Source organism: Bacillus sp. hwrm1 (assembly GCF_040207805.1).
Classification (GTDB): Bacteria; Bacillota; Bacilli; order Bacillales; family Bacillaceae; genus Bacillus; species Bacillus velezensis.
Window position 1 is genome coordinate 3,971,769 of record NZ_CP157943.1, and the last position, 24,476, is coordinate 3,996,244.

At 48.0% G+C, this 24,476-nt stretch carries 20 protein-coding genes, 5 tRNA genes, 6 rRNA genes and 1 pseudogene; 3 read left to right on the forward strand and 29 right to left on the reverse strand.

The genetic code is table 11. The features are described 5' to 3' along the window. Positions 1–25: 25 nt before the first annotated feature. The 11 genes from rrf (ABK447_RS19885) to ABK447_RS19935 all read right to left on the reverse strand — a co-directional run bounded on the left by rrf (ABK447_RS19885) (position 26) and on the right by ABK447_RS19935 (position 10,785). Positions 26–141, reverse strand: a 5S ribosomal RNA gene (gene rrf, locus ABK447_RS19885). Positions 142–191: 50 nt separating this feature from the next. Continuing rightward, positions 192–3,121, reverse strand: a 23S ribosomal RNA gene (locus tag ABK447_RS19890). A 175-nt stretch (positions 3,122–3,296) separates the two neighbouring features. Then, positions 3,297–4,846, reverse strand: a 16S ribosomal RNA gene (locus ABK447_RS19895). Between the two features lie 302 nt (positions 4,847–5,148). Next, positions 5,149–5,225, reverse strand: a tRNA-Pro gene (locus tag ABK447_RS19900). Positions 5,226–5,241: 16 nt separating this feature from the next. Further along, a tRNA-Arg gene (locus ABK447_RS19905) sits at positions 5,242–5,318 on the reverse strand. Positions 5,319–5,350: 32 nt separating this feature from the next. Next, a tRNA-Gly gene (locus ABK447_RS19910) sits at positions 5,351–5,425 on the reverse strand. 343 nt (positions 5,426–5,768) lie between these two features. Continuing rightward, positions 5,769–5,841 (reverse strand) — tRNA-Thr (locus ABK447_RS19915). Positions 5,842–5,843: 2 nt separating this feature from the next. After that, positions 5,844–5,918: transfer RNA gene (locus ABK447_RS19920), tRNA-Asn, on the reverse strand. A gap of 46 nt (positions 5,919–5,964) precedes the next feature. Further along, positions 5,965–6,080, reverse strand: a 5S ribosomal RNA gene (gene rrf / locus ABK447_RS19925). A 50-nt stretch (positions 6,081–6,130) separates the two neighbouring features. Then, positions 6,131–9,060, reverse strand: a 23S ribosomal RNA gene (locus ABK447_RS19930). Positions 9,061–9,235: 175 nt separating this feature from the next. Next, positions 9,236–10,785: ribosomal RNA gene (locus tag ABK447_RS19935) — 16S ribosomal RNA — on the reverse strand. Together the 16S, 23S and 5S rRNA genes with 5 tRNA genes alongside form the textbook arrangement of a ribosomal RNA operon. Positions 10,786–11,124: 339 nt before the next feature. On the opposite strand from ABK447_RS19935, the gene pdaB reads away from it, so the two are divergent. Then, complete coding sequence (gene pdaB / locus ABK447_RS19940) at positions 11,125–11,889, forward strand: polysaccharide deacetylase family sporulation protein PdaB (protein WP_007410421.1); 765 nt, start codon at positions 11,125–11,127, stop codon at positions 11,887–11,889. Here the strand turns inward: pdaB and kbaA are convergent, their stop codons facing one another. Beyond that, positions 11,890–12,486 carry a KinB-signaling pathway activation protein gene (kbaA, locus tag ABK447_RS19945; protein WP_007410420.1) on the reverse strand — a complete coding sequence of 199 codons (597 nt, stop codon included), beginning with the start codon at positions 12,484–12,486 and terminating at the stop codon, positions 11,890–11,892. It lies immediately after the preceding gene. A gap of 107 nt (positions 12,487–12,593) precedes the next feature. Here kbaA and gerD point away from each other — a divergent pair, with 107 nt between their 5' ends. Beyond that, on the forward strand, positions 12,594–13,151 hold the full coding sequence (gene gerD, locus ABK447_RS19950; RefSeq protein ID WP_007410419.1) for a spore germination lipoprotein GerD: 558 nt from the start codon (positions 12,594–12,596) through the stop codon (positions 13,149–13,151). Positions 13,152–13,183: 32 nt separating this feature from the next. Here gerD and ABK447_RS19955 read toward each other — a convergent pair whose 3' ends face one another. From ABK447_RS19955 to ABK447_RS19965, 3 genes are all read right to left on the reverse strand, one after another. Next, a complete protein-coding gene (locus tag ABK447_RS19955) occupies positions 13,184–14,236 on the reverse strand; it encodes an Mrp/NBP35 family ATP-binding protein (RefSeq protein ID WP_007410418.1) in 1,053 nt (350 codons plus the stop codon). A 79-nt stretch (positions 14,237–14,315) separates the two neighbouring features. After that, a complete protein-coding gene (gene cwlD, locus ABK447_RS19960) occupies positions 14,316–15,029 on the reverse strand; it encodes an N-acetylmuramoyl-L-alanine amidase CwlD (protein ID WP_007410417.1) in 714 nt (237 codons plus the stop codon). 60 nt (positions 15,030–15,089) lie between these two features. Next, entirely contained in the window at positions 15,090–15,533 is a 444-nt protein-coding gene (locus ABK447_RS19965; RefSeq protein WP_011996201.1) for a DUF2521 family protein, read from the reverse strand. A 130-nt stretch (positions 15,534–15,663) separates the two neighbouring features. On the opposite strand from ABK447_RS19965, the gene ABK447_RS19970 reads away from it, so the two are divergent. Then, positions 15,664–16,137 (forward strand): DinB family protein, encoded by a 474-nt coding sequence (locus ABK447_RS19970; RefSeq protein ID WP_025284101.1) that lies wholly within the window; start codon positions 15,664–15,666, stop codon positions 16,135–16,137. 13 nt (positions 16,138–16,150) lie between these two features. Here ABK447_RS19970 and ABK447_RS19975 read toward each other — a convergent pair whose 3' ends face one another. From ABK447_RS19975 to ABK447_RS20040, 14 genes and pseudogenes are all read right to left on the reverse strand, one after another. Further along, positions 16,151–16,918 carry a class I SAM-dependent methyltransferase gene (locus tag ABK447_RS19975; RefSeq protein ID WP_007410414.1) on the reverse strand — a complete coding sequence of 256 codons (768 nt, stop codon included), beginning with the start codon at positions 16,916–16,918 and terminating at the stop codon, positions 16,151–16,153. A gap of 137 nt (positions 16,919–17,055) precedes the next feature. After that, positions 17,056–17,448, reverse strand: a complete 393-nt coding sequence (gene rpsI / locus ABK447_RS19980) for a 30S ribosomal protein S9 (RefSeq protein ID WP_003225846.1) — start codon at positions 17,446–17,448, stop codon at positions 17,056–17,058. 20 nt (positions 17,449–17,468) lie between these two features. After that, positions 17,469–17,906: a 50S ribosomal protein L13 gene (gene rplM, locus ABK447_RS19985; RefSeq protein WP_003225844.1), complete on the reverse strand. Its 438-nt coding sequence runs from the start codon at positions 17,904–17,906 to the stop codon at positions 17,469–17,471. A 159-nt stretch (positions 17,907–18,065) separates the two neighbouring features. Then, a complete protein-coding gene (gene truA / locus ABK447_RS19990) occupies positions 18,066–18,809 on the reverse strand; it encodes a tRNA pseudouridine(38-40) synthase TruA (RefSeq protein WP_076425820.1) in 744 nt (247 codons plus the stop codon). Between the two features lie 12 nt (positions 18,810–18,821). Beyond that, entirely contained in the window at positions 18,822–19,619 is a 798-nt protein-coding gene (locus ABK447_RS19995; RefSeq protein WP_059366897.1) for an energy-coupling factor transporter transmembrane protein EcfT, read from the reverse strand. Then, positions 19,616–20,485 (reverse strand): energy-coupling factor ABC transporter ATP-binding protein, encoded by an 870-nt coding sequence (locus ABK447_RS20000; RefSeq protein ID WP_094031444.1) that lies wholly within the window; start codon positions 20,483–20,485, stop codon positions 19,616–19,618. Before ABK447_RS20000 ends, ABK447_RS19995 begins: the two co-directional genes overlap by 4 nt. Then, positions 20,461–21,306, reverse strand: a complete 846-nt coding sequence (locus tag ABK447_RS20005; RefSeq protein WP_007615256.1) for an energy-coupling factor ABC transporter ATP-binding protein — start codon at positions 21,304–21,306, stop codon at positions 20,461–20,463. The genes ABK447_RS20000 and ABK447_RS20005 overlap by 25 nt, the downstream gene beginning before the upstream one ends. Before the next feature lie 131 nt (positions 21,307–21,437). Beyond that, positions 21,438–21,800 (reverse strand): 50S ribosomal protein L17, encoded by a 363-nt coding sequence (rplQ, locus tag ABK447_RS20010; RefSeq protein ID WP_003156550.1) that lies wholly within the window; start codon positions 21,798–21,800, stop codon positions 21,438–21,440. A gap of 77 nt (positions 21,801–21,877) precedes the next feature. Next, complete coding sequence (locus tag ABK447_RS20015) at positions 21,878–22,822, reverse strand: DNA-directed RNA polymerase subunit alpha (protein WP_003156549.1); 945 nt, start codon at positions 22,820–22,822, stop codon at positions 21,878–21,880. 176 nt (positions 22,823–22,998) lie between these two features. Further along, positions 22,999–23,394, reverse strand: a complete 396-nt coding sequence (rpsK, locus tag ABK447_RS20020; protein WP_007410409.1) for a 30S ribosomal protein S11 — start codon at positions 23,392–23,394, stop codon at positions 22,999–23,001. A 20-nt stretch (positions 23,395–23,414) separates the two neighbouring features. Next, positions 23,415–23,780, reverse strand: a complete 366-nt coding sequence (rpsM, locus tag ABK447_RS20025) for a 30S ribosomal protein S13 (protein WP_003156545.1) — start codon at positions 23,778–23,780, stop codon at positions 23,415–23,417. 22 nt (positions 23,781–23,802) lie between these two features. Beyond that, positions 23,803–23,916, reverse strand: a complete 114-nt coding sequence (rpmJ, locus tag ABK447_RS20030) for a 50S ribosomal protein L36 (protein WP_003156543.1) — start codon at positions 23,914–23,916, stop codon at positions 23,803–23,805. 33 nt (positions 23,917–23,949) lie between these two features. Continuing rightward, positions 23,950–24,168, reverse strand: a complete 219-nt coding sequence (infA, locus tag ABK447_RS20035; protein ID WP_003156508.1) for a translation initiation factor IF-1 — start codon at positions 24,166–24,168, stop codon at positions 23,950–23,952. Next, a pseudogene (locus ABK447_RS20040) lies at positions 24,146–24,470 on the reverse strand (RNA-binding protein). Before ABK447_RS20040 ends, infA begins: the two are co-directional and overlap by 23 nt. Positions 24,471–24,476 lie beyond the last annotated feature (6 nt).

A 24,476-nucleotide genomic window follows, 5' to 3' on the forward strand; every position in this document is an offset into this window, starting at 1 on the left:
GTTCATCATGAACTGGGTTAAGACAGCTTGGCGGCGTCCTACTCTCACAGGGGGAAACCCCCGACTACCATCGGCGCTGAAGAGCTTAACTTCCGTGTTCGGCATGGGAACGGGTGTGACCTCTTCGCTATCGCCACCAAACCATTGAGAGTGTTCTCTCAAAACTAGATAACAGTAAGCATACATTCAAATTGGTTAAGTCCTCGATCGATTAGTATCTGTCAGCTCCATGTGTCGCCACACTTCCACCTCAGACCTATCAACCTGATCATCTTTCAGGGATCTTACTTCCTTGCGGAATGGGAAATCTCATCTTGAGGGGGGCTTCATGCTTAGATGCTTTCAGCACTTATCCCGTCCGCACATAGCTACCCAGCGATGCCCTTGGCAGAACAACTGGTACACCAGCGGTGCGTCCATCCCGGTCCTCTCGTACTAAGGACAGCTCCTCTCAAATTTCCTGCGCCCGCGACGGATAGGGACCGAACTGTCTCACGACGTTCTGAACCCAGCTCGCGTACCGCTTTAATGGGCGAACAGCCCAACCCTTGGGACCGACTACAGCCCCAGGATGCGATGAGCCGACATCGAGGTGCCAAACCTCCCCGTCGATGTGGACTCTTGGGGGAGATAAGCCTGTTATCCCCGGGGTAGCTTTTATCCGTTGAGCGATGGCCCTTCCATGCGGAACCACCGGATCACTAAGCCCGACTTTCGTCCCTGCTCGACTTGTAGGTCTCGCAGTCAAGCTCCCTTGTGCCTTTACACTCTGCGAATGATTTCCAACCATTCTGAGGGAACCTTTGGGCGCCTCCGTTACCTTTTAGGAGGCGACCGCCCCAGTCAAACTGCCCACCTGACACTGTCTCCCCGCCCGATAAGGGCGGCGGGTTAGAAGGTCAATACAGCCAGGGTAGTATCCCACCGATGCCTCCACCGAAGCTGGCGCTCCGGTTTCCAAGGCTCCTACCTATCCTGTACAAGCTGTACCAACATTCAATATCAGGCTGCAGTAAAGCTCCACGGGGTCTTTCCGTCCTGTCGCGGGTAACCTGCATCTTCACAGGTACTATAATTTCACCGAGTCTCTCGTTGAGACAGTGCCCAGATCGTTGCGCCTTTCGTGCGGGTCGGAACTTACCCGACAAGGAATTTCGCTACCTTAGGACCGTTATAGTTACGGCCGCCGTTTACTGGGGCTTCAATTCGCACCTTCGCTTACGCTAAGCGCTCCTCTTAACCTTCCAGCACCGGGCAGGCGTCAGCCCCTATACTTCGCCTTACGGCTTCGCAGAGACCTGTGTTTTTGCTAAACAGTCGCCTGGGCCTATTCACTGCGGCTCTCTCGGGCTTGCACCCTAACAGAGCACCCCTTCTCCCGAAGTTACGGGGTCATTTTGCCGAGTTCCTTAACGAGAGTTCTCTCGATCACCTTAGGATTCTCTCCTCGCCTACCTGTGTCGGTTTGCGGTACGGGCACCTCTCACCTCGCTAGAGGCTTTTCTTGGCAGTGTGGAATCAGGAACTTCGCTACTATAATTCGCTCGCCATCACAGCTCAGCCTTCACGGGAAACGGATTTGCCTATTTCCCAGCCTAACTGCTTGGACGCGGATATCCAATACCGCGCTTACCCTATCCTCCTGCGTCCCCCCATTGCTCAAATGGTGAGGAGGTGGTACAGGAATATCAACCTGTTATCCATCGCCTACGCCTTTCGGCCTCGGCTTAGGTCCCGACTAACCCTGAGCGGACGAGCCTTCCTCAGGAAACCTTAGGCATTCGGTGGAGGGGATTCTCACCCCTCTTTCGCTACTCATACCGGCATTCTCACTTCTAAGCGCTCCACAAGTCCTTCCGGTCTTGCTTCACAGCCCTTAGAACGCTCTCCTACCACTGTTCGAAGAACAGTCCGCAGCTTCGGTGATACGTTTAGCCCCGGTACATTTTCGGCGCAGAGTCACTCGACCAGTGAGCTATTACGCACTCTTTAAATGGTGGCTGCTTCTAAGCCAACATCCTGGTTGTCTAAGCAACTCCACATCCTTTTCCACTTAACGTATACTTTGGGACCTTAGCTGGCGGTCTGGGCTGTTTCCCTTTCGACTACGGATCTTATCACTCGCAGTCTGACTCCCAAGGATAAGTCATCGGCATTCGGAGTTTGACTGAATTCGGTAACCCGGTAGGGGCCCCTAGTCCAATCAGTGCTCTACCTCCGAGACTCTTACCTTGAGGCTAGCCCTAAAGCTATTTCGGAGAGAACCAGCTATCTCCAGGTTCGATTGGCATTTCACCCCTACCCACACCTCATCCCCGCACTTTTCAACGTGCGTGGGTTCGGGCCTCCATTCAGTGTTACCTGAACTTCACCCTGGACATGGGTAGATCACCTGGTTTCGGGTCTACGACCACGTACTCAATTCGCCCTATTCAGACTCGCTTTCGCTGCGGCTCCGCATCTTCTGCTTAACCTTGCACGGGATCGTAACTCGCCGGTTCATTCTACAAAAGGCACGCCATCACCCATTAACGGGCTCTGACTACTTGTAGGCACACGGTTTCAGGATCTCTTTCACTCCCCTTCCGGGGTGCTTTTCACCTTTCCCTCACGGTACTGGTTCACTATCGGTCACTAGGGAGTATTTAGCCTTGGGAGATGGTCCTCCCGGATTCCGACGGAATTTCACGTGTTCCGCCGTACTCAGGATCCACTCAGGAGAGAACGAAGTTTTGACTACAGGGCTGTTACCTCCTATGGCGGGCCTTTCCAGACCTCTTCATCTACCTCGTTCCTTTGTAACTCCGTACAGAGTGTCCTACAACCCCAAGAGGCAAGCCTCTTGGTTTGGGCTGGTCCCGTTTCGCTCGCCGCTACTCAGGGAATCGCATTTGCTTTCTCTTCCTCCGGGTACTTAGATGTTTCAGTTCCCCGGGTCTGCCTTCTCATATCCTATGTATTCAGATATGGATACCACTCCATTACGAGTGGTGGGTTTCCCCATTCGGAAATCTCCGGATCAAAGCTTGCTTACAGCTCCCCGAAGCATATCGGTGTTCGTCCCGTCCTTCATCGGCTCCTAGTGCCAAGGCATCCACCGTGCGCCCTTTCTAACTTAACCGTTAAAAAGAATCACTACGTGATATCTTGCATTACTAATTGAATGTGAATTACTTCTGTTATCTAGTTTTCAAAGAACAACATCTCGAAGAATCGAATGATCCTTCAAAACTAAACAAGACAGGGAACGTTCTGTTTATAAGACCCAAGGTCTTATATTCCGTTAAAATCCTTAGAAAGGAGGTGATCCAGCCGCACCTTCCGATACGGCTACCTTGTTACGACTTCACCCCAATCATCTGTCCCACCTTCGGCGGCTGGCTCCTAAAAGGTTACCTCACCGACTTCGGGTGTTACAAACTCTCGTGGTGTGACGGGCGGTGTGTACAAGGCCCGGGAACGTATTCACCGCGGCATGCTGATCCGCGATTACTAGCGATTCCAGCTTCACGCAGTCGAGTTGCAGACTGCGATCCGAACTGAGAACAGATTTGTGGGATTGGCTTAACCTCGCGGTTTCGCTGCCCTTTGTTCTGTCCATTGTAGCACGTGTGTAGCCCAGGTCATAAGGGGCATGATGATTTGACGTCATCCCCACCTTCCTCCGGTTTGTCACCGGCAGTCACCTTAGAGTGCCCAACTGAATGCTGGCAACTAAGATCAAGGGTTGCGCTCGTTGCGGGACTTAACCCAACATCTCACGACACGAGCTGACGACAACCATGCACCACCTGTCACTCTGCCCCCGAAGGGGACGTCCTATCTCTAGGATTGTCAGAGGATGTCAAGACCTGGTAAGGTTCTTCGCGTTGCTTCGAATTAAACCACATGCTCCACCGCTTGTGCGGGCCCCCGTCAATTCCTTTGAGTTTCAGTCTTGCGACCGTACTCCCCAGGCGGAGTGCTTAATGCGTTAGCTGCAGCACTAAGGGGCGGAAACCCCCTAACACTTAGCACTCATCGTTTACGGCGTGGACTACCAGGGTATCTAATCCTGTTCGCTCCCCACGCTTTCGCTCCTCAGCGTCAGTTACAGACCAGAGAGTCGCCTTCGCCACTGGTGTTCCTCCACATCTCTACGCATTTCACCGCTACACGTGGAATTCCACTCTCCTCTTCTGCACTCAAGTTCCCCAGTTTCCAATGACCCTCCCCGGTTGAGCCGGGGGCTTTCACATCAGACTTAAGAAACCGCCTGCGAGCCCTTTACGCCCAATAATTCCGGACAACGCTTGCCACCTACGTATTACCGCGGCTGCTGGCACGTAGTTAGCCGTGGCTTTCTGGTTAGGTACCGTCAAGGTGCCGCCCTATTTGAACGGCACTTGTTCTTCCCTAACAACAGAGCTTTACGATCCGAAAACCTTCATCACTCACGCGGCGTTGCTCCGTCAGACTTTCGTCCATTGCGGAAGATTCCCTACTGCTGCCTCCCGTAGGAGTCTGGGCCGTGTCTCAGTCCCAGTGTGGCCGATCACCCTCTCAGGTCGGCTACGCATCGTCGCCTTGGTGAGCCGTTACCTCACCAACTAGCTAATGCGCCGCGGGTCCATCTGTAAGTGGTAGCCGAAGCCACCTTTTATGTCTGAACCATGCGGTTCAGACAACCATCCGGTATTAGCCCCGGTTTCCCGGAGTTATCCCAGTCTTACAGGCAGGTTACCCACGTGTTACTCACCCGTCCGCCGCTAACATCAGGGAGCAAGCTCCCATCTGTCCGCTCGACTTGCATGTATTAGGCACGCCGCCAGCGTTCGTCCTGAGCCAGGATCAAACTCTCCGATAAAGTAGTTTGACTGACTACGCACATCGCTGTGCGATTTATTTAAAACTTTGAATTAACAGGTACGTTTTGTCTTGTTTAGTTTTCAAAGATCATTACCGCTTGTTGAAGCAGCTTTATTATCTTACCACTCAGCTTCTTTTATGTCAACAACTTTTTTTAAGTTGTTTCCGAAGCTTTTTGTTGTTGTCTGCTGTTCATCAGCGACGTTTAATAATATACCACGGTGTCTCTCTATAAATCAAGCATTTTTTTTAAAAAGGAGAAAAAAAGAAAATCAGTATATTATCTTTAAAGTTTGAGAATGGTCGGGAAGACAGGATTCGAACCTGCGACCCCATGGTCCCAAACCATGTGCTCTACCAAGCTGAGCTACTTCCCGATTTTTAAATATATTATGGCGCGCCCGAGAGGAGTCGAACCCCTAACCTTTTGATCCGTAGTCAAACGCTCTATCCAATTGAGCTACGGGCGCAATCAATTTCACAATATCCCGTTGGGATAAAATGGAGCGGAAGACGGGATTCGAACCCGCGACCCCCACCTTGGCAAGGTGATGTTCTACCACTGAACTACTTCCGCAAGTAAAAATGTAATGTACAGCCAGAATACAGCATCAGATAACCCCAAAACTGTATTGTTATTTATTCAGTAAAACTCCAAACGGTATAACCCGCAGATTAATCTAAAGCATACTGTTCATTATGACAAAAGTAATTATATCAAGGTTTTGATAAAAGTCAATACCGTTTAACAATTAATTATGTTAATCTCTTTTGCATCCTTGAAGAAAGGGTTCATCAGAAGACGCGCTAAACACCTATACCTTAACTGGTACAATCAGTAACAGATTTTTACTGAACTGAACAAAAAAATAACAGTTCCATAACATGCGGAAACTGCTTCAGATCAACGTATTTAGATAAGCTTCCAAGCGGGCTCGAACCGCTGACCTCTTCCTTACCATGGAAGTGCTCTACCTGCTGAGCTATGGAAGCAATGGCTCCGCAGGTAGGACTCGAACCTACGACCGATCGGTTAACAGCCGATAGCTCTACCACTGAGCTACTGCGGAATATTATAAGCTTCATAAACAAAAACATGGTAGATAAAATAAAAAAGCTTGGCGGCGTCCTACTCTCACAGGGGGAAACCCCCGACTACCATCGGCGCTGAAGAGCTTAACTTCCGTGTTCGGCATGGGAACGGGTGTGACCTCTTCGCTATCGCCACCAAACTATTGAGAGTGTTCTCTCAAAACTAGATAACAGTAAGCATACATTCAAATTGGTTAAGTCCTCGATCGATTAGTATCTGTCAGCTCCATGTGTCGCCACACTTCCACCTCAGACCTATCAACCTGATCATCTTTCAGGGATCTTACTTCCTTACGGAATGGGAAATCTCATCTTGAGGGGGGCTTCATGCTTAGATGCTTTCAGCACTTATCCCGTCCGCACATAGCTACCCAGCGATGCCCTTGGCAGAACAACTGGTACACCAGCGGTGCGTCCATCCCGGTCCTCTCGTACTAAGGACAGCTCCTCTCAAATTTCCTGCGCCCGCGACGGATAGGGACCGAACTGTCTCACGACGTTCTGAACCCAGCTCGCGTACCGCTTTAATGGGCGAACAGCCCAACCCTTGGGACCGACTACAGCCCCAGGATGCGATGAGCCGACATCGAGGTGCCAAACCTCCCCGTCGATGTGGACTCTTGGGGGAGATAAGCCTGTTATCCCCGGGGTAGCTTTTATCCGTTGAGCGATGGCCCTTCCATGCGGAACCACCGGATCACTAAGCCCGACTTTCGTCCCTGCTCGACTTGTAGGTCTCGCAGTCAAGCTCCCTTGTGCCTTTACACTCTGCGAATGATTTCCAACCATTCTGAGGGAACCTTTGGGCGCCTCCGTTACCTTTTAGGAGGCGACCGCCCCAGTCAAACTGCCCACCTGACACTGTCTCCCCGCCCGATAAGGGCGGCGGGTTAGAAGGTCAATACAGCCAGGGTAGTATCCCACCGATGCCTCCACCGAAGCTGGCGCTCCGGTTTCCAAGGCTCCTACCTATCCTGTACAAGCTGTACCAACATTCAATATCAGGCTGCAGTAAAGCTCCACGGGGTCTTTCCGTCCTGTCGCGGGTAACCTGCATCTTCACAGGTACTATAATTTCACCGAGTCTCTCGTTGAGACAGTGCCCAGATCGTTGCGCCTTTCGTGCGGGTCGGAACTTACCCGACAAGGAATTTCGCTACCTTAGGACCGTTATAGTTACGGCCGCCGTTTACTGGGGCTTCAATTCGCACCTTCGCTTACGCTAAGCGCTCCTCTTAACCTTCCAGCACCGGGCAGGCGTCAGCCCCTATACTTCGCCTTACGGCTTCGCAGAGACCTGTGTTTTTGCTAAACAGTCGCCTGGGCCTATTCACTGCGGCTCTCTCGGGCTTGCACCCTAACAGAGCACCCCTTCTCCCGAAGTTACGGGGTCATTTTGCCGAGTTCCTTAACGAGAGTTCTCTCGATCACCTTAGGATTCTCTCCTCGCCTACCTGTGTCGGTTTGCGGTACGGGCACCTCTCACCTCGCTAGAGGCTTTTCTTGGCAGTGTGGAATCAGGAACTTCGCTACTATAATTCGCTCGCCATCACAGCTCAGCCTTCACGGGAAACGGATTTGCCTATTTCCCAGCCTAACTGCTTGGACGCGGATATCCAATACCGCGCTTACCCTATCCTCCTGCGTCCCCCCATTGCTCAAATGGTGAGGAGGTGGTACAGGAATATCAACCTGTTATCCATCGCCTACGCCTTTCGGCCTCGGCTTAGGTCCCGACTAACCCTGAGCGGACGAGCCTTCCTCAGGAAACCTTAGGCATTCGGTGGAGGGGATTCTCACCCCTCTTTCGCTACTCATACCGGCATTCTCACTTCTAAGCGCTCCACAAGTCCTTCCGGTCTTGCTTCACAGCCCTTAGAACGCTCTCCTACCACTGTTCGAAGAACAGTCCGCAGCTTCGGTGATACGTTTAGCCCCGGTACATTTTCGGCGCAGAGTCACTCGACCAGTGAGCTATTACGCACTCTTTAAATGGTGGCTGCTTCTAAGCCAACATCCTGGTTGTCTAAGCAACTCCACATCCTTTTCCACTTAACGTATACTTTGGGACCTTAGCTGGCGGTCTGGGCTGTTTCCCTTTCGACTACGGATCTTATCACTCGCAGTCTGACTCCCAAGGATAAGTCATCGGCATTCGGAGTTTGACTGAATTCGGTAACCCGGTAGGGGCCCCTAGTCCAATCAGTGCTCTACCTCCGAGACTCTTACCTTGAGGCTAGCCCTAAAGCTATTTCGGAGAGAACCAGCTATCTCCAGGTTCGATTGGCATTTCACCCCTACCCACACCTCATCCCCGCACTTTTCAACGTGCGTGGGTTCGGGCCTCCATTCAGTGTTACCTGAACTTCACCCTGGACATGGGTAGATCACCTGGTTTCGGGTCTACGACCACGTACTCAATTCGCCCTATTCAGACTCGCTTTCGCTGCGGCTCCGCATCTTCTGCTTAACCTTGCACGGGATCGTAACTCGCCGGTTCATTCTACAAAAGGCACGCCATCACCCATTAACGGGCTCTGACTACTTGTAGGCACACGGTTTCAGGATCTCTTTCACTCCCCTTCCGGGGTGCTTTTCACCTTTCCCTCACGGTACTGGTTCACTATCGGTCACTAGGGAGTATTTAGCCTTGGGAGATGGTCCTCCCGGATTCCGACGGAATTTCACGTGTTCCGCCGTACTCAGGATCCACTCAGGAGAGAACGAAGTTTTGACTACAGGGCTGTTACCTCCTATGGCGGGCCTTTCCAGACCTCTTCATCTACCTCGTTCCTTTGTAACTCCGTACAGAGTGTCCTACAACCCCAAGAGGCAAGCCTCTTGGTTTGGGCTGGTCCCGTTTCGCTCGCCGCTACTCAGGGAATCGCATTTGCTTTCTCTTCCTCCGGGTACTTAGATGTTTCAGTTCCCCGGGTCTGCCTTCTCATATCCTATGTATTCAGATATGGATACCACTCCATTACGAGTGGTGGGTTTCCCCATTCGGAAATCTCCGGATCAAAGCTTGCTTACAGCTCCCCGAAGCATATCGGTGTTCGTCCCGTCCTTCATCGGCTCCTAGTGCCAAGGCATCCACCGTGCGCCCTTTCTAACTTAACCGTTAAAAAGAATCACTACGTGATATCTTGCATTACTAATTGAATGTGAATTACTTCTGTTATCTAGTTTTCAAAGAACAACATCTCGAAGAATCGAATGATCCTTCAAAACTAAACAAGACAGGGAACGTTCTGTTTATAAGACCCAAGGTCTTATATTCCGTTAAAATCCTTAGAAAGGAGGTGATCCAGCCGCACCTTCCGATACGGCTACCTTGTTACGACTTCACCCCAATCATCTGTCCCACCTTCGGCGGCTGGCTCCTAAAAGGTTACCTCACCGACTTCGGGTGTTACAAACTCTCGTGGTGTGACGGGCGGTGTGTACAAGGCCCGGGAACGTATTCACCGCGGCATGCTGATCCGCGATTACTAGCGATTCCAGCTTCACGCAGTCGAGTTGCAGACTGCGATCCGAACTGAGAACAGATTTGTGGGATTGGCTTAACCTCGCGGTTTCGCTGCCCTTTGTTCTGTCCATTGTAGCACGTGTGTAGCCCAGGTCATAAGGGGCATGATGATTTGACGTCATCCCCACCTTCCTCCGGTTTGTCACCGGCAGTCACCTTAGAGTGCCCAACTGAATGCTGGCAACTAAGATCAAGGGTTGCGCTCGTTGCGGGACTTAACCCAACATCTCACGACACGAGCTGACGACAACCATGCACCACCTGTCACTCTGCCCCCGAAGGGGACGTCCTATCTCTAGGATTGTCAGAGGATGTCAAGACCTGGTAAGGTTCTTCGCGTTGCTTCGAATTAAACCACATGCTCCACCGCTTGTGCGGGCCCCCGTCAATTCCTTTGAGTTTCAGTCTTGCGACCGTACTCCCCAGGCGGAGTGCTTAATGCGTTAGCTGCAGCACTAAGGGGCGGAAACCCCCTAACACTTAGCACTCATCGTTTACGGCGTGGACTACCAGGGTATCTAATCCTGTTCGCTCCCCACGCTTTCGCTCCTCAGCGTCAGTTACAGACCAGAGAGTCGCCTTCGCCACTGGTGTTCCTCCACATCTCTACGCATTTCACCGCTACACGTGGAATTCCACTCTCCTCTTCTGCACTCAAGTTCCCCAGTTTCCAATGACCCTCCCCGGTTGAGCCGGGGGCTTTCACATCAGACTTAAGAAACCGCCTGCGAGCCCTTTACGCCCAATAATTCCGGACAACGCTTGCCACCTACGTATTACCGCGGCTGCTGGCACGTAGTTAGCCGTGGCTTTCTGGTTAGGTACCGTCAAGGTGCCGCCCTATTTGAACGGCACTTGTTCTTCCCTAACAACAGAGCTTTACGATCCGAAAACCTTCATCACTCACGCGGCGTTGCTCCGTCAGACTTTCGTCCATTGCGGAAGATTCCCTACTGCTGCCTCCCGTAGGAGTCTGGGCCGTGTCTCAGTCCCAGTGTGGCCGATCACCCTCTCAGGTCGGCTACGCATCGTCGCCTTGGTGAGCCGTTACCTCACCAACTAGCTAATGCGCCGCGGGTCCATCTGTAAGTGGTAGCCGAAGCCACCTTTTATGTCTGAACCATGCGGTTCAGACAACCATCCGGTATTAGCCCCGGTTTCCCGGAGTTATCCCAGTCTTACAGGCAGGTTACCCACGTGTTACTCACCCGTCCGCCGCTAACATCAGGGAGCAAGCTCCCATCTGTCCGCTCGACTTGCATGTATTAGGCACGCCGCCAGCGTTCGTCCTGAGCCAGGATCAAACTCTCCGATAAAGTAGTTTGACTGACTACGCACATCGCTGTGCGATTTATTTAAAACTTTGAATTAACAGGTACGTTTTGTCTTGTTTAGTTTTCAAAGATCATTACCGCTTGTTGAAGCAGCTTTATTAGCTTACCACTCAGCTTCTTTTATGTCAACAACTTTTTTTAAGTTGTTTCCGAAGCTTTTCGTTGTTGTCTGCTGTTCATCAGCGACGTTTAATAATATACCATGCATTCTTTAAATTTAGCAAGTGTTTTTTTCATTTTTTTAAAACGTATTTCGTTATATTCATCTCCGCCGCGGCATACGATGTAATCAAGCATGGACAAGATAAGGAGGCGTCATCAGTGAATCACTTCTACGTATGGCACATCAGAAGGATAAAACAGCTGCTTATTATTATCATTGCCGCATTTGCAGCAGCCAGCTTTTTTTATATACAGAGAGCCGTCCCCCTTCCTGTATTTTTAACTGATAGCGGCCCAAAGGCTATTTCAAAAGGGGAGACGAGAGCGGGGGAAGTCGCATTAACATTCGATATCAGCTGGGGTGATGAAAAGGCGGTTCCGATTCTGAACGCGCTAAAAGCAAACGGTATTAAAAACGCTACTTTTTTTCTATCAGCTTCTTGGGCGGAACGGCACCCGGACACAGTTGAACGTATGGTAAAAGACGGACATCAAATCGGCAGCATGGGATATGCGTATAAGAATTATACCAACCTAGAGGACAATGAAATAAAAAAAGATATCCTCCGGGCCCAGACCGCATTTAAAAAGCTGGGTGTGAAGAATGTTCATTTACTCCGCCCGCCGACCGGACAATTTAATAAAAAGGTTCTTACCATTGCACAGCAGTACCACTATTCAGTGGTTCATTACAGCGTTAACTCGCAGGATTGGACAAATCCCGGCCCTGATAAAATCATTGAAAATGTAAACAGTCATATAAAAGGCGGCGACATTGTCCTGCTGCACGCCTCTGATTCAGCAACACAGACTGAAGAAGCGCTCCCCGCCATCATTCACAATTTAAAGCAAAAAGGACTGAAAAACGTGACCGTCGGCGACCTGATCGCAAATACTGACGTCAAGTCATCAGAAGTGAAATAATTACCTCTGGGCAAACTTCGGCAGCATTAGCAGCTGAAACGCATTGCAGCCCATCAGCGGAATCAGCATCAAATAAAGCCAGTCCTCATTATTCACTCGTAGCGCAGGAACCCATTCAAGCGCTGTAATAACAACCATTAAAAATAATGATGAAACGAACGTATTTTTTGAGGACTGCTTTTGTTTTATATACGCCGTCAACAGGCCGACGGCAAGCAAAGCCAGCGGCAGCCAGACAAACCCTGCAATCGAGTCATCCCGCTCTCCGAAAAACAAAAATCTGACGTACATTAAATCAAAAGCGACAAACAGAATGATAAACAGCTGAAGCAGATTCCAAAGCGAGCTTGATCTGAGAATTTCAAGGGCAAACCGGTGCACCGTCAGAAAAACGAAGAATCCCATCTGGCTGATCACACTGAAAATCATGCCTACCCCGATAAACCAGATCAGAACGGAGAAAATCTGACCGGCCTCAAAATTCAGAAAGAACCCCTTGTACTCCCCCCACTTCAGAGCAAATCCCACGACGCTTGTAATAAGAGCGCCCACAGCTAAAATCGAAAAGAAAAATCGAACAAGCCCGCGGCTTTTCATCTCTTATTCATCCCCCTGACAATCGCGTTCAGCGATATTTTGTTATGTATAAATCCATTCCGATGAATCATATTAAAAATAAGTACAAGTAAGGAAGGAGCTTATGCATGTCAAAAGCCAAAACGCTATTGATAAGCTGTTTTGTTTTATTATCTGTAACAGCTTGTGCTCCAAAAGACCAAGCAGCGGATATGGATTATGACCAGACTAAAAAAATGGTTGTTGATATATTAAAGACCGATGATGGAAAAAAGGCAATTAAGGAAATATTAAATGATGATGCGATGAATGAGGCATTGGTGATTGATCAAAATGCCATTAAAGGCACAATAGAGAAAACCCTCACCTCTAAAAAAGGGGCGGAGTTCTGGAAAACCATCTTTGAAGACTCAAAATTCGCCGAGAGCTTTGCAAAAACTCTTCAGCCCGAGCATGAAAAAATCATAAAAAAACTGATGAAAGACCCTGATTATCAGAAAAGTTTTATGCAGATCATGCAGGACCCGGGCATGGATAAAAAATACTATGAGCTGGTGAAAAGCCAAAAGTTCCGCAGTTACTTAGAAGATGTAATTACAGAGACACTTTCCAGCCCGCTTTTCAAAAAGCAATTCGAGGATGAATTGAAAAAAGCAGCTTCAAGCTCTGAAAAAGAAAGCCAATAAAAGGCCGGGCCGTGTTGATCCCGGCCCTTTTTTTATTCAGCTGTTTTTTCAATGACTTTTTGGGCGATCCCCATATAAATTTCCCCGATCGGATGACTTCTGTCATAGACAGAAGGCGCAAACTGATCCTTGTCCCAATCAGGCTGTTTTAAAGGAATTCTGCCAAGCAGCGGCACTTGCAATTCCTCTGCAAGCTTATCTCCCCCGCCTTGGCCGAACACATATTCTCTCTCGCCGGTTTTTGCACTTTCATAGTAAGCCATATTTTCAATGACCCCTACAACTTCATGATCGGTCTTAATCGCCATAGAACCCGCTCTCGCCGCTACAAATGCGGCTGTAGGGTGCGGCGTTGATACGATAATCTCTTTGCAGCTCGGAAGCATCGTGTGTACATCGAGCGCCACATCACCCGTGCCGGGCGGCAGATCAAGAACGATATAGTCAACCTCTCCCCAGTCAACTTCATGGAAGAAGTTATTCAGCATCTTGCCCAGCATCGGCCCTCTCCACACAACCGGAGCGTTTTCTTCGACGAAAAAGCCCATCGACATAACCTTTACTCCAAATCTTTCGACAGGAAGCAGTTTTTCTCCTTCTACTGTCGGGCGAACTGTAATACCCATCATGTCCGGCACGCTGAATCCGTATATATCCGCGTCGATCAAGCCGACTTTTTTTCCGAGCCGCGCAAGAGAAATGGCCAGGTTGACGGAAACCGTTGATTTGCCGACACCGCCTTTTCCGCTTGCCACCGCAAGAAAGACCGGCGGATGTTTCCTATTCAGCAGGGTTTCGCTTTCAGCAGCCGGCCGGCTGAATTTCGCCAATGTTTCTTCCGGCAGCTCTTCAAACCGCAGTCCCACAGTTTCCGCACCCGCTTCTTTCAGAACGGATACGATTTCCTGCTGAATACCCATCTGTTCAGCCGTCCCCGTTTTTGCCAATGCAATTTTCACACTGACATGCCGTTTTTCCGGCTTGATCTTTACTTCTTTAATGGCATCCAATTCTCCCAGCGGTCTATGAAGAAAAGGTTCGCGCATGTTTCCGACTATATTTCTTACTTCATCTTCTCTTATCATCGAACCCTCACCCTTTGTGTATTCGTTTACAAATGGTATTATACCATATATTAAACATAGAATCGGCGAAAAACCCTCCTTACTCGGGAGGGTCTCCTTTCTCTGTGAAGTATCTCAATACGCCCTTATACACGGAAGAAGCGATTTTGTCCTGATATTTGGGCTGGCCGAGCCTTTTCGCTTCCGCGGGATTGGACAGAAAACCGATTTCCACCAGCGCGCCCGGTTTGGTTACATTCTGCATTAAGTAAATGCCGTGTATCCGTTTCGCCTTTCTCGTTGTATTCTCCAAATTGATTCTCAATTCGTCCTGTATATATTTTGCCACTTTTTCATTTTCTTCGTATTTTCCATAGTAGAAGCTTTGGGCGCCGCTCCATCTCGGTGACGGTATGGCGTTCAGATGAATGCTGATATAAAGCTCCGCCTCTGAACGGTTGATGATTTCCACGCGCTTTCTCAGATCTTCCGCTTTGCGTCTGCTGTAGCCTTTCGTCCCTTCAGGAGCTAAATCAGTATCCGTCTCCCGCGTCATAATGACCAAAGCCCCCTGCTCCTGCAAATAGTCTCTGACCCTGGAGGCCACTTCGAGAGTAATGTCCTTTTCAAGGTGACTGCCTCCCGTGGCGCCTCCGTCCGGCCCGCCGTGTCCCGGATCGAGATAGATGATTTTCCCGCTCAGCGGCAGACTCCACGGCCGCCAGGAATCATCATTATGGAATTGAAACCGGAATAAACACAATAATATGATAAAGCCAAGTAAAAAACCGAGCCATTTCAGCTTTTTTGTCATACCTTTCCCTCCCGCTTGTCCCCGTTATTAATAAGTATGGGACAAGGGAAGAAATTATGATTACCTCATGCGGAGCTTACATTGTTTTTCTCTTTGCAGAAATCCTTCCGTCCACCAGCTGTTGATAAACCGGCAGGACGCTTCATAGATTTCTTTTTGTTTAACGGAAGAATATTGCTCATGCGTCCAATTGCAAAGATATTCAAAAAAATCGACCGTCAGTTCTTCCTCTTCCTCAGCCGAACGGGCGTTTGCCCTCTGCAAAGACTCACCATAATAGCCAAAGACGCCGAACCGGCCGCCTAATAAATACGCTTCAATTGCAAAATCTATGCATCCTTCACTCAGAATGCCGTTTTCGTCTTGAAGAAAGGGAAACAAAGGGGTAAGACATGCTTTTACGGACTGAATGATCTGCGTCAGTGACAGCTCCTTTAGTAAACTCTTCTCAAGCTCAAAATCCTTCTGCCGTTTCACGTCTGAAAAAGATAATACTTCTGCCATTGCCAGCCACGCTCCTTTTTACTGTTATTTTGAAAGGAAAAGGGAAAAAGCATGCTTTGTTGATAGTGGAAATCCTCCCAAATGAAGGAGTTTTATGTTAACTGGAAGAATAAAGAGCTGAGGTGACGTGATGAAAAAGCTGTTTCAATACAATTGGACGGTGCGTGACGAGTGGTTTATGATATGTGAAAAGCTGAGCCGGGAGGATCTGGCGAAAACCCGGACGGGCGGAATGAAGAGCATCTTGCGGACTTTATTTCATATCATTGATGTCGAGATCAGCTGGGCTCGTGCCATTTTAGGTAAAGATGATGTTTTACCTGCTGAGTCTGACTATACAAGCATTCAGGATCTCAGAAAACTGTCTGAACAGTATCGGGAGGATGTCATTCATGCGGTCTCCCTCAAAGGACCGGATCTTGTTAAGCCGGGCTGGATGGACCAAACCTTTCCTAAAGAAGATATTCTCCGCCACATCCTTGCGCATGAGATTCACCATATGGGACAACTGTCGGTTTGGGCCAGAGACATTGGAGTAGAACCGGTTTCGGCTAATGTGATCAGCCGACCGCAGGAAAAAGCCGCAAAAAAACAGCACCTCTGACGGGATGCCGTTTTTATATTTTAATGCTTCTTGTTACGGAGTATGTATTAATGTATTCATCCAGCACGAGGCCGCCTTTGTCCTCGTAAAAACCGGCAACCATGAAGCCTGCGTCAATCTGACCTTTAATTTGATCCTCCAGCGTATGGCCGAATTCAAGTGCTTCATGATTATCAATAAGTTCCTTTACCTTTTTCTTACTCAGATCTTTTTCATCCGAAAACGGAATGGAATACTTTACTTTTAGTACGCCTTCCTGCTCTAAATCCATATCAAATAAGAACACGACGGGATTTACAAAACCGGAGACTAAAGACCCGCCTTTTTTCAATACACGATGAGCTTCTTTCCATACCGGAAGAACCGTATCAACAAAGCAATTCGATACCGGGTGCACGATAAAATCAAATGACTCATCATCAAAACAGCTCAGATCATTCATGCTGCCTTTGACAGTCCGAAGCGTAAGATCGTCCCGCTCGGCAACCATTCTGTCTTGCGCAAGCTGTTTTTCCGAATTGTCAAAGATGGTCACGTCCGCTCCTGCAGCAGCAAGGACCGGCCCTTGCTGTCCTCCTCCTGAAGCGAGACAAAGAACCTTCAGACCGTCTATGGGCGGAAACCAATCCGCCGGCACATCTTTTCCGGGGGTCATTCTGATGCTCCAATTGCCTTTTTTCGCTTCACCAATCGTATGAGAATCAACCGCAACCGTCCATTCATTGCCTGTTTCGACTTTTTTATCCCATGCCTTGCTGTTATGTATGACTAACTTATTCATTATAACTGCGCTCCTTATTGGTAATGAATAGAGTATAACAAACAATTCTAGAAAAACATCGGATAACCTCTTGAATATGAGAAAAAAATACAAAAAAACCACAACCAAGAAGTTGTGGTTTTTGCCATCCAAAACGATTAACGTTTTGAGAACTGAGGTGCACGACGAGCGCCTTTAAGACCGTATTTTTTACGTTCTTTCATACGAGCGTCACGAGTCAGAAGACCAGCACGTTTAAGTGTTGCACGGTATTCTGGATCTGCTTCAAGCAAAGCACGAGCGATACCATGACGGATTGCTCCAGCTTGACCAGATAAGCCGCCTCCATGTACGTTTACTAAAACATCATAAGTACCAGCTGTTTCAGTTAAAGTTAATGGTTGTTTGATATCTTCGATTAGAGCTGGAGATGGAATGTGCTCGCTGATTTCACGATTATTAACGACGATACGACCTTCACCTGGAACTAAGCGCACACGCGCTACAGAACTTTTACGACGGCCAGTACCGTAATATTGAACCTGTGCCAAATTGGTAACCTCCTTTTTAATTAACCGCGAAGTTCGTAAACTTCAGGTTTTTGTGCTTCATGTGGATGCTCAGAACCACGGTATACGTTCAATTTCTTGAACATTTGACGACCTAGAGAACCTTTTGGAAGCATGCCTTTGATAGCAAGCTCAAGCATTTTCTCAGGGTAGTTTGTACGCATTTCAAGAGCAGTTCTTGATTTTAATCCGCCTGGATGTTGAGTGTGACGGTAGTAGATTTTGTCAGTTAACTTTTTACCAGTTAACTCGATTTTTTCAGCGTTGATGATGATCACATGATCTCCAGTATCAACGTGCGGTGTGTAAGTCGGTTTGTGTTTCCCGCGAAGGATAGATGCAACTTCTGTAGAAAGACGTCCTAAAGTCTTGCCTGCTGCATCAACAACTAACCACTTGCGTTCAATAGTACTTGCGTTAGCCATAGGTGTTGTACGCATTGAATTTCCCTCCTAAATGATCTGTCATTTTCAATAATCTTCGATTACGTTCTATTTCACAACACAATAAGTTCCGGGGCTTATCGTGGGGTTGAAATACATACCATATGATATCTTATAACTTTATGCAGACTCTGTCAAGAAAATGTTACACCTGGTTTAGTTGTCATAGCAAACGCTCCATAAATACAGCCCGTGCCCCGGTGCGGTGCGCCCCGCGGCTTCGCGATCCTTCGCTTCGAGCATTGCTTTTACATCATCGGGAGAAAATTTTCCAGCTCCTGTATCCAATAATGTTCCGGCAATGATTCTGACCATATTATAGAGAAAACCGTTACCGGTGATCCGCATCTGCAGGCCGTCTCCGGTCTCAGTCCAATCCAGCTCGTAAATCGTTCTGACTTTATCCTGAACCGCGGTATCAGCCGCACAAAAGCTTGTGAAATCATGTGTCCCGATGAGGTGCCTTGAAGCTTCCCTCATTTTCTGCACATTAAGCTGATATGCAAAATGGTAAGCGTAATGTCGTTTAAATACGTCCGGGTGTTTCTCCGTATATACAAAGTAGCGATATTCCTTTTGGACCGCGCTAAATCGTGCATGGAACCCATCATCCGCAATCTCTGCTGTTTTGACGGCAATATCATCAGGCAGCAGGGCATTGAGCGCAAACGGCCATTTCTCAGCCGGGATGGACAGCGGCGTATCAAAATGAATGACCTGCCCGGCAGCATGAACATCGCTGTCCGTGCGGCCGGATGAGTACACAGGCACTCTGCCGTCCGTTTTATGGATGACGGCCAGCGCTTTTTCCAATTCACTTTGAACGGTCCGTTTTCCAGGCTGAACCTGATATCCGTTAAATAAATGCCCGTCATAAGCAATGGTACATTTCACTCTCATTCAGCAGCACCTCTAACTTCTTAAGAAAAACAATAACACGGCTAATACGATGATGAGCAGAATAGCTCCGGTATCCTTTCCGGTCCAGACGAGCTTTCTGTATTTCGTTCTCCCCTCACCGCCCTGGTAGCCTCTCGCCTCCATGGCGACCGCGAGCTCTTCCGCGCGTTTAAAGGCGCTGACAAACAGCGGGACAAGCAGCGGAACAACCGCTTTGATTCTGTCTTTCACCGGGCCGCTTGTAAAGTCCGCACCCCTCGCCATTTGCGCCTTCATGATTTTATCTGTCTCTTCCATCAATGTCGGGATAAATCGCAATGATATCGACATCATCAATGCGAGTTCGTGTACGGGCAGCTTCACCTTTTTAAAAGGATTCAGGATCTGCTCCATTCCATCCGTTATTTCAATCGGCGTTGTTGTCAGCGTCAGCAGCGTCGTCATAAAGATAAGGTAAACGAAACGGAGAGAGATAAAAATCCCCTGTATAAGTCCGCCCTCATACACTTTAAACCAGCCAAGCTGAAAGATGACAGATCCTTCATGCGTCATGAAAATGTGTAATAAAAAGGTAAACGCCACAATCCAGATAATCGGCTTAAGCCCCTTCAGCAAAAAGCTGAACGGCACGCGAGTCAAGGCGATCACCCCGAATGTAAACAAACCGAGCAAAGCATACGTCTGTACGTTGTTTGCCAAAAAGACGATACATACAAAAAGAAAAATGCTGACAAGTTTTGTTCGCGGGTCCAATCGGTGAATAAGCGATGATCCCGGAACATACTTTCCGATAATCATGCTGTCCATCATTGGTCCTTTTCCTCCTGAAAGAAAGCCTTAATTTCACTGGCGGCATCCTGCAGGGTCAGCATGGGTTTTTCATACTTGACTTCGAGAGCCTTCTCAAGCCGTCTCTGAAACTTCACCGATTCAGGAAGATCCAGTCCCATTTCGGCCATCTCTTCACCTTTTACAAACAAGTCACGCGGACTCCCCGTCGCTTTAATGGTTCCTTTGTGCATGACGATCATTTCGTCAGCATAGCGGGCGGCGTCCTCCATGCTATGGGTGACGAGAACGGTAGTCAGGTTTCCCCGCTGATGAAGCGCATAGAACATGTCCATAATGTCCTGGCGCCCTCTCGGATCAAGACCGGCCGTCGGTTCATCCAAAACCAGCACTTCCGGCTCCATCGCGAGAACGCCGGCAATCGCCACTCTGCGCATCTGGCCGCCGCTGAGCTCAAATGGTGAACGATTCAAAATGTCTTCCGGAAGGCCCACAAGCCCCAGCATTTCTTTTGCTTTCCGTTCAGCGTCTTCTTTTTTTACACCGAAATTCATCGGTCCGAATGCGATGTCCTTCAGCACAGTCTCTTCAAACAGCTGATGTTCGGGAAATTGGAAAACGATTCCGACTTTTTTTCGCAAAGTCTTAAGGTCTTTATTCTTTTTACCGGCTGCCAGAATCGTGCTCCCGAGTTCAAGCTGTCCTTTAGTCGGTTTCAGCAAACCGTTTAAATGCTGCAGGAGCGTCGATTTGCCCGACCCTGTATGCCCGATGACGGCAACGTAGCTGCCCTCTTTTATCACGGCATTGATATCATACAGAGCCAGCCGTTCAAACGGTGTCTTCATTTGATAGCGGTGTTCTACATCTTTGATTTTAATGTCCACAGCTCATTCACCAGCCCTTCCTGAGTCAGATGGTTTTTCGTTAACGCCAGTCCGCTTTCTTTCAAAAGCAGGCTGAGCTGGAATGAGAAAGGCAAATCAAGACCGATGCGAACCAAGTCTTCGTTTAATTTAAAAATCTCTTCAGGCGTGCCCTCTGCATATTTCCTGCCGCCGTTCATCACAATGATCCTGTCCGCCCTTGCGGCTTCTTCCAGGTCATGTGTTATCGAAATGACGGTGGCCATGCCCTGATCTTTTAAGCGTCTGACAGTATCAAGGACTTCTTCTCTCCCAATCGGGTCAAGCATGGATGTCGCTTCATCCAAAATCATAATATCAGGACGCGCGGCAATAATCCCCGCGATCGCCACTCTTTGTTTTTGACCTCCGGAGAGATGGTGCGGCTCTTGATCAAGAAAATCCTGCATATTGACTTGTGTGACAGCCCAATCTACTCTCTCAATCATTTCTTCGCGCGGAACACCATTGTTTTCTAAACCAAAAGCCACATCATCGCGAACAGTCGTTCCGACAAATTGGTTATCGGGATTCTGAAAGACCATCCCTATTTTTTTTCGCACATCCCACACGGTATCCTCAGTCAGTTTGATGCCGCCGACTTCAATTTCTCCGGCCTCAGGCAAAATCAGTCCGTTCAGCGCTCTGGCCAAAGTCGACTTCCCTGAACCGTTGTGGCCTACGATAGCAAGCCATTCTCCTTCGTATACCTCCAGACTCACACCGTCCAGCGCCGGTCTTTCTGCATCTTTGCGGTAGCGGAATAGAATGTCTTTTACGGATATAAGCTGTTTTTGATCCACGGGCGCCTGACCTCCTCTCAGCTATAGCTCTGCTTTTCTGTCTCATGATAAAAAGTTCTGATATCTAAAAAAAGGGCATAGATCCAGTTAGAAACTGTCCCGCCCTTCTTTAGATACACAAAAATATGTGATTAAACCAATTCGATGATTGCCATTGGTGCACCGTCACCACGGCGAGGACCAAGCTTCATAATACGTGTGTATCCGCCTTGGCGCTCCTCGTAACGAGTTGCAATGTCAGAGAACAATTTTTGAAGTGCATCTTGGTTATTTTCTTCATTAGCAACCTCGTTGCGAATGTATGCAGCAGCTTGACGACGAGCATGCAAGTCACCGCGCTTACCAAGAGTGATCATCTTTTCAACAACAGAGCGAAGTTCTTTCGCACGTGTTTCAGTTGTTTCAATTCTTTCGTTGATGATCAAATCTGTTGTAAGATCACGAAGCATAGCTTTACGCTGTGAACTCGTACGTCCTAGTTTTCTGTATGACATGTGATGTCCCCTCCTTTAATGGAATGCTGTTTCTAAATAAAAAACACACGAAAATCCTAGTTCACATGGAAACTAGATCAATCGTCTTTGCGAAGGCCGAGTCCAAGTTCTTCTAGTTTCGCTTTCACTTCTTCAAGTGATTTGCGTCCCAGGTTGCGAACTTTCATCATATCTTCTTCCGTCTTGTTCGCAAGTTCTTGAACCGTGTTAATGCCCGCACGCTTCAAGCAGTTGTAAGAACGGACAGAAAGGTCAAGTTCCTCAATCGTCATTTCAAGAACTTTTTCTTTTTGATCCTCTTCTTTTTCAACCATGATTTCAGCATGCTGAGCTTCGTCAGTTAAACCGACGAATATATTAAGGTGTTCAGTTAAAATCTTTGAACCGAGAGCAATTGCTTCCTTCGGTCCAGTGCTTCCGTCAGTCCAAACATCAAGTGTAAGTTTGTCATAGTTTGCAACCTGGCCTACACGAGTGTTTTCTACCTGATAAGATAAACGAGAAACTGGCGTAAAGATTGAATCGATCGGAATCACGCCGATTGGCTGATCGTCTCTTTTGTTCGAATCAGCAGGTGTATACCCACGTCCTCTTTGTGCAGTAAGGCGAACTCGGAAACTCGCATTCTCACCAAGAGTCGCGATATGAAGATCCGGATTAAGGATTTCAACATCGCTGTCGTGTGTAATATCAGCTGCTGTGACAGTTCCTTCGCCCTGTACATCAATTTCAAGCGTCTTCTCTTCATCAGAGTAGATTTTCAATGCAAGCTTTTTAATGTGCAAGATTATCGTTGTAACATCTTCCACAACGCCTTCGATTGTCGAGAATTCGTGCAGTACACCATCTATCTGGATCGATGTTACAGCGGCACCAGGGAGTGAGGATAAGAGGATACGACGTAAGGAGTTACCCAGAGTTGTACCATATCCACGCTCAAGCGGCTCTACGACAAACTTACCAAATTTGGCATCGTCGCTGATTTCAACCGTTTCGATTTTTGGTTTTTCAATCTCGATCATTACTTAAAACCCTCCTTCAAAACGTCGAAACCTCGAATAGAATCATATGAGATTCCATCCGAAATTCCCCATTGTTTAGTCCCGTATGTGCTCAGGCAACGAGTCGGTGCATTCGTTTCATAAATAACTGTATCATAACCCATTATTGACAGGGACACAAAATCTATACAAACAAATTACACGCGGCGACGTTTTGGTGGACGGCATCCATTATGAGGAACAGGAGTTACGTCTCTGATAGCTGTAACTTCAAGTCCGGCAGCTTGTAAAGCACGGATTGCAGCTTCACGGCCAGAACCTGGTCCTTTAACAGTTACTTCAAGAGTTTTAAGTCCGTGTTCGATTGAACCTTTAGCAGCTGTTTCAGCAGCCATTTGCGCAGCAAAAGGAGTAGATTTACGAGAACCTCTGAATCCTAGAGCTCCGGCACTTGACCAAGAAAGAGCATTACCATGAGTATCAGTGATCGTAACGATCGTGTTGTTGAAAGTTGAACGAATATGAGCGATTCCTGACTCAATATTCTTTTTCACGCGACGTTTACGCGTGTTTTGTTTACGAGCAGCAGCCATTGTTTAGGTACCTCCCTTACTTATTTTTTCTTGTTAGCTACAGTACGACGCGGACCTTTACGAGTACGCGCATTGTTTTTAGAGTTTTGTCCGCGAACAGGCAAACCTCTGCGATGGCGGATTCCGCGGTAGCTTCCGATTTCGATCAGACGCTTGATGTTAAGAGAAACTTCACGGCGAAGGTCACCTTCTACTTTCAGTTTGTCAATAACATCACGGATTTTACCAAGTTCTTCTTCAGTAAGATCACGCACACGAGTATCTTCAGAAACACCAGCCTCTTTCAAGACTTGCTGAGCCGTTGTGCGGCCAATTCCGAAGACATATGTTAAAGAAATAACAACACGTTTGTCACGTGGGATATCTACACCAGCAATACGAGCCATTCTCTGGGCACCTCCTTATTAATTATCCTTGTTTTTGTTTATGCTTTGGATTTTCACAGATCACCATTACTTTTCCTTTTCTGCGAATAACTTTACATTTCTCGCAGATTGGTTTAACTGATGGTCTCACTTTCATGTGTTTCCAACCTCCTTCAGTTTCCGGAGTGCTTTATTTGTAACGGTACGTAATCCTGCCACGAGTTAAGTCATATGGAGATAATTCTACCGTAACTTTGTCTCCAGGTAAAATGCGAATGAAGTGCATGCGGATTTTACCAGATACGTGAGCCAAAACCGTATGGCCATTTTCGAGTTCAACTTTGAACATCGCGTTTGGCAGTGTTTCGACAATCGTACCTTCCACTTCAATTACATCGTCTTTCGCCATTCAAGTGTTCTCCCTTCTTCAAATCAGTAACTTGCTCTCTGACAAATTTCAAAAGAGAAAATCTCAGTTATCCGTTTGTCACACGCCCTGTTTCGTTTATACTGTTCTGAACTTCCGGAGATACGCAATCATAAAGGGTGAATGATTGATATTCTTTTTCTAAGGAGAATGAAATGTACGCTTTTCTCCGTCTGCTTTAGTACACGATGATGAATCTTCATTCCGGTGACAGCAGCTAGCCGGTTTTTCTTCCGACCAATTGTAAACCTACAATCTGCCCAGGTGCGGAATGAAAAACATATGTCATG